A 15584-nucleotide genomic window follows, 5' to 3' on the forward strand; every position below is an offset into this window, starting at 1 on the left:
TCGGATTCCTTCGTGGTCAAGGACGGTGCCGTGTGATGGTCCGCAGTGGCTCGACGGGAGCGGCCCGGCTCGTGGGGCCGGCGGCCGCGTCCCGTGTACGTCGTCGCGGTGATGCTAGGCACGTCCTCTCTCCGGGCTCTCCTCGGTTCGGGAGAGGGCCCGGAGACCGTCCGGAGACCAGGTCCGGCCGGGTTCCTCAGGCCTGGTCGGTCGGGCGGACGAAGATCTCGTTGACCGTCGCGCGGGCCGGCGCCGTGACGGCGTAACGCACCGCCTCGGCGATGTCGCCGGCCTGCAACTGCCGTATCTTGGCGACGCGTTCCTCGATGGCCGCCTTGGTCGGGGCGTGCGTGATGTGCTCGCGCAGCTCCGTCTCCACGGTGCCCGGCTCGACGACCACCACGCGCACCCCGCGCTCGGTGACCTCCTGCCGCAGCGCCTCGCTGAAACCGTTCACGGCGAACTTGCTGGCGTTGTAGCCGGCCGCCCCGCGCTGGGCGACCCGGCCGGCGATCGAGGAGATCTGCACCACCGTTCCCTGGCTCCTGAGCAGGTGCGGCAGCGCCGCGTGCGTCATGTACATGAGCCCGAGGACGTTGGTGGCGATCATCCGGGTCCAGTCGGTGGTGTCGGCGTCCTCGACCGGGCCGAGCAGCATGATCCCCGCGTTGTTCACGAGGATGTCCAGGCCGCCGAGGGCCTCCACCGTGGACCGTACGGCGTCGGCCGCGGCGCGTTCGTCGGTCACGTCCAGTTCGACGACGTGCACGGCGGTGCCGGACGCGGCGAGTTCGTCCGCCAGCGCGTGCAGCCGGTCGACGCGGCGGGCGGCGACGGCGACCGCCGCGCCCTCGGCGGCGAGCGCCCGCGCGGTGGCGGCGCCGATGCCCGAACTCGCGCCCGTGACGAGGGCGACCTTCCCTTGCAGAGCTGACGTCATCATTCTCCCGATGGGCGAGTGCCGGTGCGCGGACAGGTCCGAGGATTCCGCCGGGTTCCGAGAGCGCCGCCGTGCCGCGACGGGCCGAGCGGCCGGGCCCCCGGGGGTCCCTCCGGCCGCGGTGGCGGGGCCGCTGCGACCGGGACGGCGGGATCGATTCGTGCGGGACGTCCGGACGGTAGCAGCCGGAACCCGGCCGGGTGAACGGCCCGCGGAGCCGCAGGTTATGACGGTTTCCGGCCGGTTATGCGCGCCGCGCCCGAGGGCACGACGCCTCCGCGCGAGCACGGCAGATTGGGACGGCGACAGCTTCTCGGCGCGACCCCTGCGCAGCGACCTGCGCAGCGATAGGCGGTGGATGATGCAGAACGACGCGGCACTCCGGGACGAGGAGACGGCCCCCTCGTACCCGATGCCACGGGGCTGTCCGGTGGACCCGCCCCCGCAGCTCGCCGGGCTGCGCGCCGGCCCGGCCGCGAGCCGGGTGACGCTGTGGGACGGCAGCCGGGTGTGGCTGGTCACCTCGCACGCCGGGGTACGGGCCGTGCTCGGCGACCGCCGCTTCACCGCCGTCACCAGCGCCCCGGGCTTCCCGATGCTGACCCGCACCTCCCAGCTGGTGCGCGCGGCGCCGCACACCGCCTCGTTCATCCGCATGGACGACCCCGACCACTCCCGGCTGCGCTCGATGCTGACCCGGGACTTCCTGGCCCGCCGCGCCGAGGAGATGCGGCCCGTCCTGCGGGAGATGCTCGACGGGATGCTGGCGGCGCTGGTCGCCACCGGGGAGCGCCCGGTCGACCTGGTCACCGGGCTCACCACCCCGGTGCCCTCGAAGGTCATCACCCTCCTCTTCGGGGTGTCCGAGGGCGACTTCATCGAGAGCCGCAGCGCGGTCCTCATCGACCGCGGCTACACGCCCGACCAGGTGGCCGCCGCGCGCGACGAGCTGGACGGCTTCCTGCGCGAACTCGTCGAGCAGCGGGTCGCCGATCCGGGCACCGACCTGGTGAGCCGGCTGGTGACCGAGCAGGTGCGCCCCGGCCGGCTCACCGTCGAGGAACTCGTGCCGATGTGCCGGCTGCTGCTGGTCGCCGGGCACGGGACGACCGCCAGCCAGGCCGCGCTCAGCCTGCTCAGCCTCGCCACCGATCCGCACCTCGCGGGCGAACTGGCCAAGGACGAGGCGTTGCTGCCCCGCGCCGTCGACGAACTGCTGCGCTTCCACTCCATCGTGCAGAACGGCCTGGCCCGCGCCGCCGTCGAGGACGTGACGCTGGGCGACGTGACGATCCGGGCCGGCGAGGGGGTCGTCCTCTCGCTGGCCGCCGGCAACCGCGACGAGCGGGTCTTCCCCTCCCCCGACACCCTCGACCCGCACCGCGACGCCCGCCGCCACCTCGCCTTCGGCCACGGCATCCACCAGTGCCTCGGCCAGTGGCTCGCCAAGGTCGAGATCGAGGAGATGCTGGCGGCCGTCCTGCGCTGGATGCCCGGCGTGCGGCTCGCGGTGCCCTTCGAGGAGCTCGACTTCCGCCATGAGGTGTCGAGTTACGGGCTCGGCGCGCTCCCGGTGACCTGGTGAGCGAGCCCGCCGGGCGCACCGGCGCGGACGGGCCGGGCGGCGCCCGGGACACGGCCGGACTGAGGGTGTCCATCGTGCCGGACGCCTGCTGCGCCATGGGCCGGTGCGCCGCGACCGAGCCCGCGCTCTTCGACCAGGACCCGGACACCGGCACCGTCGTCCTGCTCGACGCCACGCCCGCACCCGCCCTGCACGAGGCCGCCCGGCTCTGCGCCGAGCTGTGCCCGTGCGGAGCCATCACGGTCACCGAGAACTGAGTGGAGCGATGATGATCCAAGCCCCTGGTTCCCCGTCCGCCGCCCCCGAGGCGGCGCTCGCGGCCGACGACTCCCCGATGGGGGAGGCGGCGCGCTGGGCGGTCGGGCTGCTGACGGCACCGGGCCTCGCCGCACGCGACGTCACGGTCGAACGCTTCGTCCCCACCTTCCCGCCCCGGCGCAGCGACGGCTTCTGCGCGACCCTGGACGAGTGGCGCGCGAAGGGGCCGTTCACCGTCCTGGACTACCAGCCGATCGCCCACAAGGGCTGGGTCACGCTGGCCGGTCCGACGGGCGCGCGCCACACCCTGTCGCTCACCCTCGACTCCTCCGGCCTGATCCGCATCCTCACCTTCCTGCCCGAGACCGTGATCCCCGAGATCGCCGACTGGCAGACGCTGGAGGACGTGCTGCGCACCCCCGGCGTCGACCACTCGGTCCTCGCCGCCCGCCTGACGGCCGACGGGATCGAGGTCCTGCACGCCTCGGACGCGGACCGCCCGATGCCGACCGGCTCCGCGTACAAGCTGTACGTGATGCGGGCCCTGGTGCGCGCCGTCGAGAACGGCGAACTGTCCTGGGACGACGAGGTCACCGTCACGCCCGAGCTGCGCAGCCTGCCCACCGGCGACATGCAGGACCTGCCGGACGGCACCAGGGTCCCCGTGCGCGAGACCGCCTACAAGATGATCGCGATGAGCGACAACACCGGCGCCGACCTGATCGCCGACCGGCTCGGCCGGGCGGCCGTCGAGCGGGCGGTGGAGGAGTCCGGGCATCACGACCCCGCCCTGCTGCGGCCCTTCCCGACCAGCCACGAGGTCTTCGAACTCGGCTGGGGACCGCAGGAGTTGCGCGACACCTGGTCCGCGGGCGACGAGGCCGGCCGGCGGGAGCTGCTGCGGTCGATCGCCCGCCCGATGACGGTCCGCGGCTGCGACCTCGGCGCGACCGTGCACCACCTCGGCCTCGACTGGCACATGACGGCGTACGACGTCCTGCACGTCCTCGACGGCCTGCGCCGCGACAGCCGGCGGGACACCACGGGCACCGTGGAGCACATCCTGACCGCCTACCCGGGCATCGCCGTCGATCCGGCGCAGTGGCGCAGGACCTACTTCAAGGCGGGCTCCTGCCCCGGCGTCATGATGTTCTGCTGGCTCCTGGAGGACGCCGACGGCACCGCCCACGTCCTGGTGCTGCGCCAGGCGGCGGACGAGCAGAAGCCGATCGGCGACGGGCTGTTCCTGCGCGGCCTCGGCTCGCGCGTCGTCAACTCCGGCCTGCTGACGGCGAAAGCCGCCCGGTGAGCGTCAGGGACCGACTCCTCGCCGTGCTCGTCGCGGTGCTGTGGGGGCTGAACTTCCTCGCGGTGCGGATCGGGCTCGACCACTACCCGCCGTTCTTCCTCTCCGCGCTGCGCTTCGTCGTCCTCGCCGTCCCCGTGATCGTGTTCGTGCCCCGGCCGAAGGTCCCGCTGCGCTGGCTGGTGGTCTACGGACTCGGCTTCGGCGTCATGCAGTTCGGGCTGCTGTTCCTCGCCATCGACCAGGGCATGCCCTCCGGGCAGGCGTCCGTCGTGGTGCAGGCGTCGGCGCCGTTCACCATGCTGCTCGGCGTGCTGGTGCTCGGCGAGCGGATCTCCCGGGGGCAGCTGGCGGGCATCGCCGTCGCGGTGGCCGGCATGGCCGTGATCGCCGTGGGGCGGGCCCGCACGGCCGCCCTGCTGCCGCTGATCCTCACGCTGCTGGCGGCGCTCGGCTGGGCGTTCGGCAACATCGCCGGGCGGAAGGCCCGCCCCGACCACCCGCTGCGCTTCGCGCTGTGGATGTCGGTGGTGCCGCCGATCCCGCTGCTCGCCCTGTCGGCCGTCATGGAGGGGCCCGGCACCGGCTGGCGGGACGTCGCCGACTCGTTCTCCGCGGACGGCTGGCCCGGCCTCGTCGCCCTCGTCTACACCGCCCTGGCCGGTTCGGTGGTCGGCTCCGGCATCTGGACCACCCTGCTGAAGCGCTACGAGGCCGGGAGGGTCGCCCCGTTCTCCATGCTGGTGCCGGTCGTCGCGGTCCTCGCCGCATGGCTGGCCCTCGGGGAGCGGCCGACCGCCTGGTCCCTGGTGGGCGGCGCGGCGGTCGTCTCCGGTGTCCTGGTGGGAACGGGCTGGAACCCCTTCGCGGGACGCGGCGCGCGGGGCGGGGCGAGGGCGGACCCCGCGGCGGTGCAGGGGGGCGGCGCGGTGCCGCCGGGGCCGGACCCGCACGAGCGGGACCGGCCCCGCAGCGTGCGCGGCTGACACCCGCACCGAGCCGACCCGCGCCGTTTCACCCGCGGGCCCGGCGCGCGTCACCGCGGGGCGTCCCGTGCTCCTCGCGCCGCACGGCCGGCGCGACCGCGGTGCGCGCCGCGCCGGGTGACTGGCGGCGGACGGTCGACGGGCGGGCGGCACGCCGGCCGCCGGGGGCGTTCGCCGCGGGCCGAGGTGGTGAGTGTGCCGTTTCGTCCGCGGGCCGGGCGCGCGTGATTGCGGGGCGGCGGGGACTTCTCTCGCCGCAGGGCCGGCGCGACCGCGGTGCGCGCCGCGCCGGGTGACTGGCGGCGGACGCTCGACGGGCGGGCGGCACGCCGCCGGTCGCGTCCGCCGCCGGTCGAGGCGGTCAGTGCGCTGCGTTCGGGTCGACCAGGCCCGTCCAGGTCGTCCAGCGGTCCGCCGGGACGAAGCCGAGGTCCCGGTTGACCGCGATCATCGCGGTGTTGTCCTCGGCGTTCGCCGTCTCGATCAGCCGGACGGCGGGCTCGTGGCGCAGCACGTGCGCCAGGTTCGCGAGCTTCAGCAGCGTGCCCAGCCGGTGTCCCCGGTGGGCGCGGTGCACGACGGTCATCCCCTGGAGCGCGTAGGCGGGGTTGCCGGTGGTCTTGGAGACGCTCGTGTACCCGGCCAGCCGGCCGCTCGCCTCGTGCAGCACCCCGGTGTGGTACGCCTTCCGGCCGCGCCCGACGCGCATGGTCTCGAACTCCCGCGCGTAGCTGGTCCCGACCTCCTGGTCCTCCTCGATCGTCGCGTCGCCCAGCGACTGTTCGAGCACGGAGACCCGCACCGCGTAGGCGTCCGGGGTGATCGTGCCCCACTCCACCAGCGCGTAGCCCGCCGGGACGGCGGGCAGACCCGCGGCCAGCGGGTCGTGGGCGTCCAGGTCCAGCCACTGGTGCACGCCGGCCGGTGCCGCGGCCCGTCGCGCGCCGACCGCCGCGGCGAACTCCGCGGGCGCCGGGTCCCGGGCGGGGCCGCCGGGCAGGCCCTCCACGACCGTGCCGGACAGGACGGACCGGCCGTGCCCCGCGGCGAGTTCGGCGGCCCGCCGGTACAGCGCCCGCCCGATGCCGCGGCGCCGCAGCTCGGGGTGGACGACGAGCTGGTCCACCCGGGCGAGGTCCGCGCCGTCGGGCAGGGCGAGCCGCAGCGCGCCGACGACACGGTCCCCCCGGCCCTCGTGCCGGACGACCCAGTCCTCCAGCTTGGTGGCGGGCGGCGGGAAGCGCAGCGAGCCCGTCAGGTCGGCGGTGCACGGGGGCGCCGCGTCCGGCACGTCCCCGGACGTGTCGTCGAGCAGCGTCAGCCACTGGCGGACGGTGGTCTCGTCGTCGGCGGCCAGCGGGCTGAAGCGCAGGCCCCGGGTGCTGTCGTTCACGGTGTGGTCTCCCGGTCGGTGCTCTCGGCGTGGTCGGGGTCGACGCCCATGGCCTGCACGTCGTACAGGCCGAAGGCGGGATGGACGTAGACGTTGGTGACCCAGGGGTTGCGGAAGTGCAGGGTCTTGTCGTGGACCAGGGGAAGGATCACGGCGTGGTCCATCACCCGGCGTTCGATCTCCCGCCAGTGCCGGGTGCGTTCGGCGGGGTCGGTGGTGTGCAGGCTCCGGTCGACGAGTTCGTTGATCCGCGGGTCGTCGAGTTCGGAGATGTTCCAGTTGCCGCCGTTGCGGCGGATCTGCCGGCCGTCGACGAGCGGCGCGAGGAACCCGTACTCGGTGGGGAAGTCGGCGCCCCAGTCGGTCACCACCAGGCCCAGCCCGCGGCGGCGGATGGTGTCCGGATGCCCGGCGCCCAGGCTGAAGTAGCTGGCCACGTCGAGTTCCTCGACGGTCAGCCGGATGCCGACGCGGGCCACCGACTCCACGACGGCGTCGGCGACCAGGCGGAACTTGCCGCGCTGGGTGCCGATCACCGCCTCGAAGCCGTCCGGCAGCCCGGCGGCGGCGAGTTCGGCGCGCGCCGCGTCGAGGTCGCCGCGCAGATCGGGCCCGGTCGGGTAGGGGTCGAGGTGCTGGTGGGCGGGGAGCCGGGGCGGGAAGAGCGCGGTGGTGAGGTCGCCGCCCGTCACCGGCCCGCCGCGCGCCTGCTGGAGCAGGATCTTGTCGGCGGCGTAGTGCACCGCCCGCCGCGCGTGCACGTCCCCGAACGGCGGGACGTGCGGCTGGACGGAGACGAAGTGCAGGAAGCTGGTGCGCGGGTTGTCGGTGCGCGAGCGGAGCACGCCGTCCGCCGTGACGCGTTCCTGCGCCGCGTGCTGGAGGCCGCGGCCTTCGAGGTTGACGTCGAACTCCCCGGCGATCAGGCGCCGGTCGAGGTCGTCGACGTCCACCCCGATCGTCAGTTCCACCCGGTCGGGCAGCGCCGGGCGCACCGGGTCGCTCGCGCGGTCCCAGTGGGGGTTGCGCTCCAGGTGCAGGAACCGGCCCGGCCGGTGCGCGGCGATGCGGTAGGGGCCGCTGGAGCGCGGGTTCTCCCCGTACTCGGCGCCCAGATCGGCGCGGCGCGGCACGGGCGCGGCGGCGGGCTGCGCCATCAGGTGGTCGAAGTCGGAGAACGGCCGCCGCAGCCGGAAGACGATCGTGCGGTCGTCGGGCGTGAGCACCGACTCCAGCGGGGCGTCGGTGCGGTAGGGGCCGGGGTAGGGGCGTGCCGGATCGTCCAGCAGCGGGATGAGGTAGGTGGGACCGCCGGGCAGCACGTCCTGGGCGAACACCCGCTGCACGGCGTTGCGCACGTCGTCGGAGGTCAGCGGGGAGCCGTCGTCGTAGCGCAGTCCGGGGCGCAGCCGGTAGGTCCAGGTGCGTCCCCCGTCCTCGACGCGGCCGGGACCCTCGGCGAGGTCCGGGACGGGCACGAGGCCGGCCGGTCCGGCGTCCGTGGGGTAGGCCATGAGGGTGCGGTTGAGCATCCGCTGGAGCAGCCAGACCCAGACGTAGTAGGTGCGGGCCGGGTCGAGGGAGTCGACGTCCGCCGAGGTCACCAGCCGCAGGGTGCCGCCGCGTGCGGTCGAGGGGTTGACCGTCGCCCCGACCGCGGCGTTCCAGCCGGCGCCGGCGCGGGTGGGCCGTTCCGTTCCCGTACTCATCGTGTGCTCGTCTCCCGGTCGCAGGTGCGCCGGGGACGGTCGGTCTCCCCGGCGGTGCTCGCGGTGCTCCCGGCCCCGCCCGCCGCCCGCGCCGCCGACCGGCGGGGTGTCCGGGCCGGTCCGGCGGACGCCGCGCGGGGCAGCCGGAGCAGGAACGCGAGCTCCTCGCTCGCCAGGCAGCCGCGGGCGAGTTTCGCCTCGATGCTGCCGATCCCGGCGTGCAGTACGGACACGCCCTCGCGGGCCGCGGCCTCCAGCACCCGGTAGTACAGGACGTCGTAGTAGAGCGGCAGCCTGCCCTGCGCGTCGTAGTCGAACCCGGCGCGGTGGCCGAACCACTGCTCCTCGCCGCGGGCCCGGGACCGCAGCACCATGCCGAAGCCGATGATGCCGCCGTCCCGGCGCGCCACCGAGACCATCGCGTCGTCGCCCATGACCTCCCCGATCCAGCGGAGGAGTCCGGCGGAGTGCTCGGGGCTGGCCGGGTTGCCGTACTTGCGCAGCAGGTTGCAGTCCAGTTCGCCGAGGCGTGGTGCCAGGGCCGGGGTGAGGGGTTCGAGGCGGACCTCGACGCCCGCCTCGGCCAGCGCCCGGCGCTCCAGCCGCACCCGGCGCCGCCGGTGCTTGCTCATCCCGGCGAGGAACTCGTCCCAGCCGCCGGCCGGGATGGGCAGCCAGGCGTAGTGCGCCGACAGGTGGGAGCGGTAGCCGCGGGCGTGCAGCAGGTCCACCAGAGCGGTGTCCCGGACGTCGACGTGGGGGAAGCAGACGCTCGCCGCGCCGCGTTCGGCGGCGAGCAGTTCGGCCCGCTCCACCAGCGCCTCGACGTCCCCCGGCGCGGCGTTCGGGCCGGCCAGGGCCCGGGTGCGGCCCAGGTGCCGTCCCCCGCAGACCAGTGACGGCAGCAGGGCGGCGGGGTCGCCGTCCGCGACCTCCCGCAGCACGGCCCGCGCCTCGGGTGACCCGCCGTCCTCGTCCTCCAGGGCCCGGGAGAGCATCGCGTCGGGCCGGGCCAGCAGCCAGGGCACCGAGTCGTCCGCCCACGCGGTGACCAGGCCCGCGACGGGCCCGCCGTCGCGGTGCCGTACCAGGAAGTCCATCGTGGTGCCGGAGTTGCGCTCCTGCACCGCGAGCCAGCGCGGGGTCTGGAAGAAGTCCTCCGGGCCGAGCAGACCCTCCCAGCCGGCGTCCGGCAGCCCGGCGGCGTCCGCCACCGGGCGCACGCCTCCCGGACCGGGCGGATACGGGCCGGTGCCGGTCACAGCGCCTCGCTCCCGTCCTCGGCGCCGGCGTCCGCGGGCTCCTCGTCCTCCACGACGAAGTCGAGGTGGGCGGCGGCCTTGTCGGCGAGGGCCTGGGCCTCCAGGCGGTCGGGCCCGTTGCAGTAGGTGAAGCCGACGCAGGAGGAGTTGTCCATCCGCTGGAGCAGGTGGTCGCCCTTCTCCACGTGCAGCAGCACCTGCACGCCGGGCACCGCGGCGGCGGCCTCCACCCCGTCGACGCGCTTCAGGACGCCGCGCCGCTGCGGGTAGATCATGCGGACCGCGGCGCCTCCGGAGTGCCGGACCGGCTCGATCGCCGGGACCTCGCCGATCGCGAGCAGCCAGGCGTCCAGGATGGGGCTGCGCCCGGTGACGTCCGTGACGAGCATCGTCATACAGCTCGACGGGGTGCGCGGGTTGGCCTCGATGATCCGCCAGCCGGTCGGGGTGCGCCGCACCTCGGTGTGGCAGGGGCCGTGGTCGTAGCCGATGGCGTCCAGGGTCGCCACGACCGCCGCGTACAACGCGTCGCGCTCCGCGTCGGGGAGCGGCACCGGGAAGGTGTGCCCGCACTCGATGTAGGCGGGGTCGCCGAACAGGTCCTTGGAGGTGACGCCGAAGACGTGGGTGTGCCCGTCGACCGTCATGGTCTCGACGCTGACCTCGACGCCCTCGACGTAGGTCTCCAGCAGCACGTCCCCGGAGCGGGGCTGGCCGCGCAGGCTCCGCCGGATGCCGGACAGCTCCTGCCAGGCCGCGACGAGTTGGTCCATGTCGTCGACCCGGCGCACCCCGTAGCTGATCGCCTCGGCGGGCGGCTTGGCGATCATCGGGAAGCCCAGCCGGCGGGCCGCCTCGTCGAGCTGCTCCGGGCCGCTGACCAGCATGTGCGGGATGTTGTACGGCACGTCGCCGAGGGCCACGCGCAGCCGGTCCTTGGTGTTGGCCCGCTCCACCGCGGCCGGGTCGGGGCCGGGCAGGCCGAGGCGGCGGGCCGCCTGGGCGGCGAGGACGGTGTGGTAGTCGGAGAACGAGGTCAGTCCGTCCACGAGGGGGGTGCCGTCCTCGCCGGTCACCACGGACAGCACCGCTTCGAGGTCGGTGGTGTCGACGTCGAGCACCCGGTCGACCGCGGCGGCGAGCGGGTGCGCGTCCCAGTCGTGCCCGTGGGTGTACCAGGACCGGTCGCCGGTCAGCAGCCACACCTCCAGACCGTGCTCGCGGGCCTGGTGCAGGCCGAGGACGAACGGGTGGTTCTGCATGTGCTCGACGATCGCGATGCGCTTGCCGACGAACATCGCGTAGTCGGCCAGGGGTGTTGTCATGGGGACCGCCTCCATGGTCCCGCCCGCCGATCAGCTCGGGGGCGGTGCAGTCGACTGGCGTTGAACACCAGTTGACCGCGCCGTCCCCGCGGCGGCCATGAATCGGGTGGTCACGCGCATAGGCGGGCGGCGAGGCGCATAGGAACAGCGGGCGGGCGCGGACCGGGCGCCGCGCGGCCCGGCGGGGCCCCCGCTCCCAGGGAGCGCGGCGGTGCTCCGGCCGGGAGGCGGCCGGGGCACCGGGGCGGCTCGGGCCGCGGGTTCAGGAGGGGCGCGGCCGGGCCAGGGCCGCGAGCCCGCCCAGGACGGCGAACAGGGCCAGGAAGCCGGCCGTGGCCGCGCCGCCGGCCGCGTCCTCGACGACGTGCCCGCCGATCAGGAACCACCCCACCGTGCCGACGAGCAGCAGGAGATGGACGCCCCGCTCGCCGAGCAGGCGCATCCCCGCCCACAGCAGCAGCGGCATCGACAGGACACCGGCGACGCCGGCGAGCAGGGATTCGAGGGAACCGGCGAGGAAGGCGTCCTCGTTCGCCTCCCGCACGCCCTGCGCCCAGGAGCGGCACGACGTCCAGATCCAGAGGCAGACGACGGCCGACAGTGCCGTGACGGCGGTGCCCTTCGCCCAGCGGACGGCACGGCCGGTGGTGGTGCGGTTCGTCATGGGGGCAGCCTTCCATGGCACGGGGCGGGGGTCCGGGCACGTGCGCCCGGGCCCCCGCCCTTCTCTCCGGTCAGGCCGTGCGGCGGGCCGCCGGCCCGGTCACAGCGTGTGCTCCAGGCTGTCGGCGTAGAGCCGGGCGCCCGGGATCTTCGGGTGGAAGGACTTCATGGACGGTGCCACGTTGCCCGGCAGCCAGTCCCAGTCGCGGTTGTCGGCCTCCGAGTGACCGGAGAGCACGATGCCGTTGACGTCCTCCGGATCACCGCAGATCGCCTTGCCGGCGAACTCGTCCCGCGGGTCGGAGAACACCGCCTTGGCGTTGTACAGGGTGTTGGCGTCGTTCACCGCACCCTGCATCTCGGCGGCGAGGGTGTCGGCCATGCTGTTGAGCCACGGAGCCTCCGCCGTGCCGATGCCGATCACGCAGCTGCCGTCGCGCTCCAGCAGCCGCGGGTAGCCCATGAGCACGATCTTGGCGTTCGGCGCCTTCTGGTGCAGCGCGTTCAGCATGCCCGCCAGACGGGGCCTGATCTGGTCGTGCAGCCAGACGGGCGCCCACTCCTCCAGCGACCCGGTGGACTGGCCGGTCTTCGCGCCGGTGTCCGGGTCGACGGCGTCGATGGAGTTGTTGTTGCACACGGTCAGCGCCGTGATGCACTCCTGGACGATGTCGGCGAACCGGGCGTCGTTGCCGCCGATGGACAGCGTCACCAGCGTGGTGTTCTGGTCGAGGTATCCCTGCTGGATCTGCGGGAGTTCACTGCTCTGGCCCTTGGTGAGGATGTTGTAGTGGCGGGCGCCGGAGCAGGCGATGAAGTGGTAGTCCATGGCCGCGTCCCGGTCGTCGGCCATCGCGCCGATCGACTTGCCGTAGCCCGGCAGGGTCGCCTGCCGCGACCAGGCGTACCGGGACCGGTGGCACTTGTCCTCGGTGTCGGGCTGGTTGGAGTCGTAGTAGTCGGACTCGGGGTAGTAGTCGTCGCCGCCGTTCTCCGAGGCGCCCTCGCCGGAGGAGTAGGAGTCGCCCATCGCGACGACCTGGTTGGCCGGCTTGGCGCTCAGCGGCTGGAAGCCGACGGAGTCCCAGGCGACGTCCTCGGTGCCCTTGCCGTCCTGCGTGACGTTCGACAGCGAGACGGTCGGGGTGCCGGTGAAGTTGAAGACGCCGAGGGAGACCCACTCGTTCTTCATCACCCGCTGGAGCAGCGTCCGGTTGGGGCTGGTGGAGTTGGAGCCGCCGACCTTGTACAGCGCCTGGCGGGTGTGCGCCCCGTGGTCCGGCAGGTGGATCCACACGCGCATCCAGCCGCGGTTGGTCTTGTTGAGCGTCCAGGTGCCGGTGGCCTGGAGTTTGGAGGCGTCGGCGGTCCCGCTCTTGTTGGTGTGTGAGAACCAGAAGTGGTTCTCGTCGCCGGCGCCGATCTGGTGCAGGTCGATGTGGGCCGAGGCCGTCCCGAAGGCGAAGCCGAAGGTGCCCGCGGAGGAGATCGCCCCGCACGAGCGGCCGCCGGACCCCGCGGGTGTCACCCCGTTGTCGATGTCGTCGACGACGAAGGTGCCCGAGGGCAGGCCCGAGGAGCAGGCCGGCGGGTAGGAGTTGGCGTCCGGCTGCTCGGGATAGGTGTCGTCGAACCGGTGGATCGGGTTGCCGCACTGGGCGGCGGACGTGCAGTTCTTCCAGGTGGCCGGTTGGGTGAACCAGCACTTCAGGTACAGCGGGTCCGAGGTGCTCGGGTCACCGGGCAGCAGGCAGGGGCCGCCGCCGGTGTCGTTGGTCGCGCTGTCGCTGATCTTCGACGGGTCGCAGTCGTTGCCGCTGTCGCAGAACAGCGAGATGGGCGGCTTGGCGGCGGTGCGCGCGGCGGTGCTGGTCCACCAGGCGGCGCGGTAGCCGGGCTGGAAGTCGCCGGGGCCGAACATCGCCGAGATGGGGCGCGCGGCCCAGCCGACGACCTTCTCCTCGTAGGGCCAGTCCTGGGGGTGCGCCGCGTGGCTGTAGTCGTCGCCGCCCGCGGAGTTCTCCAGGAACGGCGTGCGGTTCTCCTTCCAGAGCGGGTTGGCCGGGTTGTTGGTCCAGCCCAGGCCGTACTTGCCGGCGTTGCCGCCCGCGTCCGACTTCAGGTGGTAGCCCGAGTTGTAGGCCCACAGGGCGGCGAACCAGTTCTCGATGTACTGGGGGCTGCCGTCGTTGATGGTGAGCCCGTCGGCGCGGGTCTGGTTCCACTTCTCCACGAGGATGTTCACGCCCGCCGCGATGTTGGCCGCGTAGTCGAGGGCGATGGCCTCCTGCTGGGCGGTGGTCTTCGTCGGCTGGCCCTTGCCGGGCAGCCGCATGCCGTCGGTGACCTGGGTGACGCCGTAGCCGCAGTCGGACTTGGTCCAGTCGATGGCCCACGGGTCGGTCTGCGTGCCGTCGGACGAGTAGGAGACGCCGTAGAAGTTGCCGATCAGCGGGTTCGCCGTGACGCCGGGGACGGCGTACCGGGTCGCCTGCCACATGTTCGACTCCTGCGCGGTGACGCCGAGCATCACCTGGGCCGGGATGTGCCAGTTCGCGCCGCTGCCACCGCTCAGCGACTGGAGCGGGAAGAGGCTCTGCGGCGCGTAGGCGCCCATGCCGGTGTTCTTCCAGTTCGCCGCCCGGGTCGCGCCCTTGTTGAGGGTGCCCACGACGGCCTGGTCCACGGCCCACTCGATCTGCCGGGGGGTCGGCTGGAACGCCTGCTTCTTCGGGTCGTTGCGCGGCACCGAGCACGTGCGGTCGGTGTCGACCGGGGCGGCCGCCGGGCTCGCCCCGCCCGACGACGCGGACCCGGACCGTGCGGGCGCGGCGAGCGCCGGGCTCGTCGCGGTCGCGGCGCGCTGCGCGGCGGCGTCACCGATGCGGTTGCCCGGAGCGGCGTCCAGGACGGTGGTCTTCCCGGTGTCCAGGGCCTTCAGCGTGATCCGCGCGGCGCGCGCCGAGAAGGAGTCCTTCTGGGAGATCCGGGAGTCCTTGCCGTCGGCCCAGGCGGTGGTCACCGCGGCGCCGCCGCGGCTGGAGATCCGGGCGTCCTTCGCGATGCCCCCGGGGTTGCGCACGGCGGAGGGCAGCGACCCGCCGGTCCGGGCCGAGCCGGTGACGTAGACCGTGCCGGCGGGGGTGCGCGCGAGGTCGAAGGCGGTGAGCGAGCCCTCGCCGAGCCGGGTGGCCCGCGCCGTGGCCTTCGGCGCGGCGAGCGCGCCCGCGGCGACGCGCGAGACGGCCGCCCGGTCGTCGGTGGAGGACGTCGCGGCCCCGCCGGGCAGCCGGTCGATGAAGGTGACACCGCCGTCGGCGTCGGGCTGGAGCTGGAACGGCACGGCGTGGGTGCGCGCCACGGTCTCCACCGTGCCGCCCTCGACGCGGACGAGTCGGTTGCCGCGGGCGCCGACGATCGCACCGTCGACGGGGACGGCCGAGGTGACCTGGCCGGGCACCTTCGTGGTGGCGGTCTTGCCGGTGGCCGCCGCGACGGAGACCAGCCGGGTCCGGTTGGTCCGGGAGGTGGACTCGTCGGTGAACTGGGAGAACACCGCGGTCTCGGTGGTGCCGCAGCCGGGCGAGAAGTAGCCGAGGGTGGCCTGGAAGGGCAGCTTGCGCACGGCGCCCGAACGCAGGTCCACGATCGCGGTGAACGCGCCCCGGCTCAGCAGGTCCGGCTTGTTGGTGAAGGTGCGCGGCGCGTACGCGACGGCCGCGTACCGGCCGGAACCGGTCACACAGGCGTTGCCGATCCAGGTGTCCGTCTCGAAGCCCGGCTCGGACAGCGAGGCGGCGGTCTTCCAGGCGTAGCCGTTCTTCTCGTCGGCGATCATCACGTGGAAGCCGGTGCCGTCGCCGGACGTGGTGAACGCCCGGTCGGAGGAGGCGGTGTAGTTCTTCCCGAGCAGGTCGGCGCGCTGTTTCGCGGGGACCGCGTCGGGGCGCCGCTGCGCCGGGTCCTTGCCGTCCGGCCGGGCGGACGCGGGGGAGGGGGACCAGCCGTCGGCCGTGCCGGGTGGGGCCGTGTTCGCGTAGGCCTGCGTGGTGCCGATGCCGCAGGCCACCGCCATCGCGACGACCGCGGTGACCGGGACCCTCGCCTTCCTGAGTCTGCTGCGTCTCAACGTCGTTTCCTTCATGTGGGGTTCACGC

General features: G+C 74.0%; 11 protein-coding genes. 4 read left to right on the forward strand and 7 right to left on the reverse strand.

The features are described 5' to 3' along the window. Window positions 1-196: 196 nt before the first annotated feature. The gene (locus tag ACGFS9_RS22425; protein ID WP_393255580.1) at window positions 197-940 is read right to left on the reverse strand and encodes an SDR family NAD(P)-dependent oxidoreductase; all 744 of its coding nucleotides are present in this window, start codon (window positions 938-940) and stop codon (window positions 197-199) included. 358 nt (window positions 941-1298) lie between these two features. On the opposite strand from ACGFS9_RS22425, the gene ACGFS9_RS22430 reads away from it, so the two are divergent. The 4 genes from ACGFS9_RS22430 to ACGFS9_RS22445 are packed head-to-tail and all read left to right on the forward strand — an operon-like array spanning window position 1299 to window position 5075. Further along, window positions 1299-2525: a cytochrome P450 gene (locus tag ACGFS9_RS22430; RefSeq protein ID WP_393255529.1), complete on the forward strand. Its 1227-nt coding sequence runs from the start codon at window positions 1299-1301 to the stop codon at window positions 2523-2525. Further along, complete coding sequence (locus ACGFS9_RS22435) at window positions 2522-2782, forward strand: ferredoxin (RefSeq protein WP_393255531.1); 261 nt, start codon at window positions 2522-2524, stop codon at window positions 2780-2782. The genes ACGFS9_RS22430 and ACGFS9_RS22435 overlap by 4 nt, the downstream gene beginning before the upstream one ends. Window positions 2783-2790: 8 nt before the next feature. Further along, entirely contained in the window at window positions 2791-4092 is a 1302-nt protein-coding gene (locus ACGFS9_RS22440) for a serine hydrolase (protein ID WP_393255532.1), read from the forward strand. Then, window positions 4089-5075 carry an EamA family transporter gene (locus tag ACGFS9_RS22445; protein ID WP_393255534.1) on the forward strand — a complete coding sequence of 329 codons (987 nt, stop codon included), beginning with the start codon at window positions 4089-4091 and terminating at the stop codon, window positions 5073-5075. The genes ACGFS9_RS22440 and ACGFS9_RS22445 overlap by 4 nt, the downstream gene beginning before the upstream one ends. 361 nt (window positions 5076-5436) lie before the next feature. On the opposite strand, the gene ACGFS9_RS22450 is transcribed toward ACGFS9_RS22445, so the two are convergent. The 6 genes from ACGFS9_RS22450 to ACGFS9_RS22475 form a co-directional block, all read right to left on the reverse strand. Further along, a complete protein-coding gene (locus tag ACGFS9_RS22450; protein WP_393255536.1) occupies window positions 5437-6468 on the reverse strand; it encodes a GNAT family N-acetyltransferase in 1032 nt (343 codons plus the stop codon). After that, a complete protein-coding gene (locus ACGFS9_RS22455) occupies window positions 6465-8177 on the reverse strand; it encodes an ABC transporter substrate-binding protein (protein ID WP_393255538.1) in 1713 nt (570 codons plus the stop codon). Before ACGFS9_RS22455 ends, ACGFS9_RS22450 begins: the two co-directional genes overlap by 4 nt. Continuing rightward, window positions 8174-9439, reverse strand: a complete 1266-nt coding sequence (locus tag ACGFS9_RS22460) for a GNAT family N-acetyltransferase (protein ID WP_393255540.1) — start codon at window positions 9437-9439, stop codon at window positions 8174-8176. The genes ACGFS9_RS22455 and ACGFS9_RS22460 overlap by 4 nt, the downstream gene beginning before the upstream one ends. Beyond that, window positions 9436-10764: an ATP-grasp domain-containing protein gene (locus tag ACGFS9_RS22465; protein ID WP_393255542.1), complete on the reverse strand. Its 1329-nt coding sequence runs from the start codon at window positions 10762-10764 to the stop codon at window positions 9436-9438. Before ACGFS9_RS22465 ends, ACGFS9_RS22460 begins: the two co-directional genes overlap by 4 nt. 262 nt (window positions 10765-11026) lie before the next feature. After that, on the reverse strand, window positions 11027-11428 hold the full coding sequence (locus tag ACGFS9_RS22470) for a hypothetical protein (RefSeq protein WP_393255544.1): 402 nt from the start codon (window positions 11426-11428) through the stop codon (window positions 11027-11029). 99 nt (window positions 11429-11527) lie between these two features. Continuing rightward, the gene (locus ACGFS9_RS22475) at window positions 11528-15556 is read right to left on the reverse strand and encodes a NocE (RefSeq protein ID WP_393255546.1); all 4029 of its coding nucleotides are present in this window, start codon (window positions 15554-15556) and stop codon (window positions 11528-11530) included. Between the last annotated feature and the right edge of the window lie 28 nt (window positions 15557-15584).

Source organism: Streptomyces sp. NPDC048566, assembly GCF_043199735.1.
In the GTDB taxonomy this organism is placed as follows: domain Bacteria; phylum Actinomycetota; class Actinomycetes; order Streptomycetales; family Streptomycetaceae; genus Streptomyces.

Coding starts and splice junctions, on each gene's coding strand:
- ACGFS9_RS22425 (WP_393255580.1), bottom strand. CDS start 940: ATGACGTCAGCTCTGCAAGGGAAGGTCGCCCTCGTCACGGGCGCGAGT.
- ACGFS9_RS22430 (WP_393255529.1), top strand. CDS start 1,299: ATGATGCAGAACGACGCGGCACTCCGGGACGAGGAGACGGCCCCCTCG.
- ACGFS9_RS22440 (WP_393255532.1), top strand. CDS start 2,791: ATGATGATCCAAGCCCCTGGTTCCCCGTCCGCCGCCCCCGAGGCGGCG.
- ACGFS9_RS22455 (WP_393255538.1), bottom strand. CDS start 8,177: ATGAGTACGGGAACGGAACGGCCCACCCGCGCCGGCGCCGGCTGGAAC.
- ACGFS9_RS22465 (WP_393255542.1), bottom strand. CDS start 10,764: ATGACAACACCCCTGGCCGACTACGCGATGTTCGTCGGCAAGCGCATC.
- ACGFS9_RS22470 (WP_393255544.1), bottom strand. CDS start 11,428: ATGACGAACCGCACCACCACCGGCCGTGCCGTCCGCTGGGCGAAGGGC.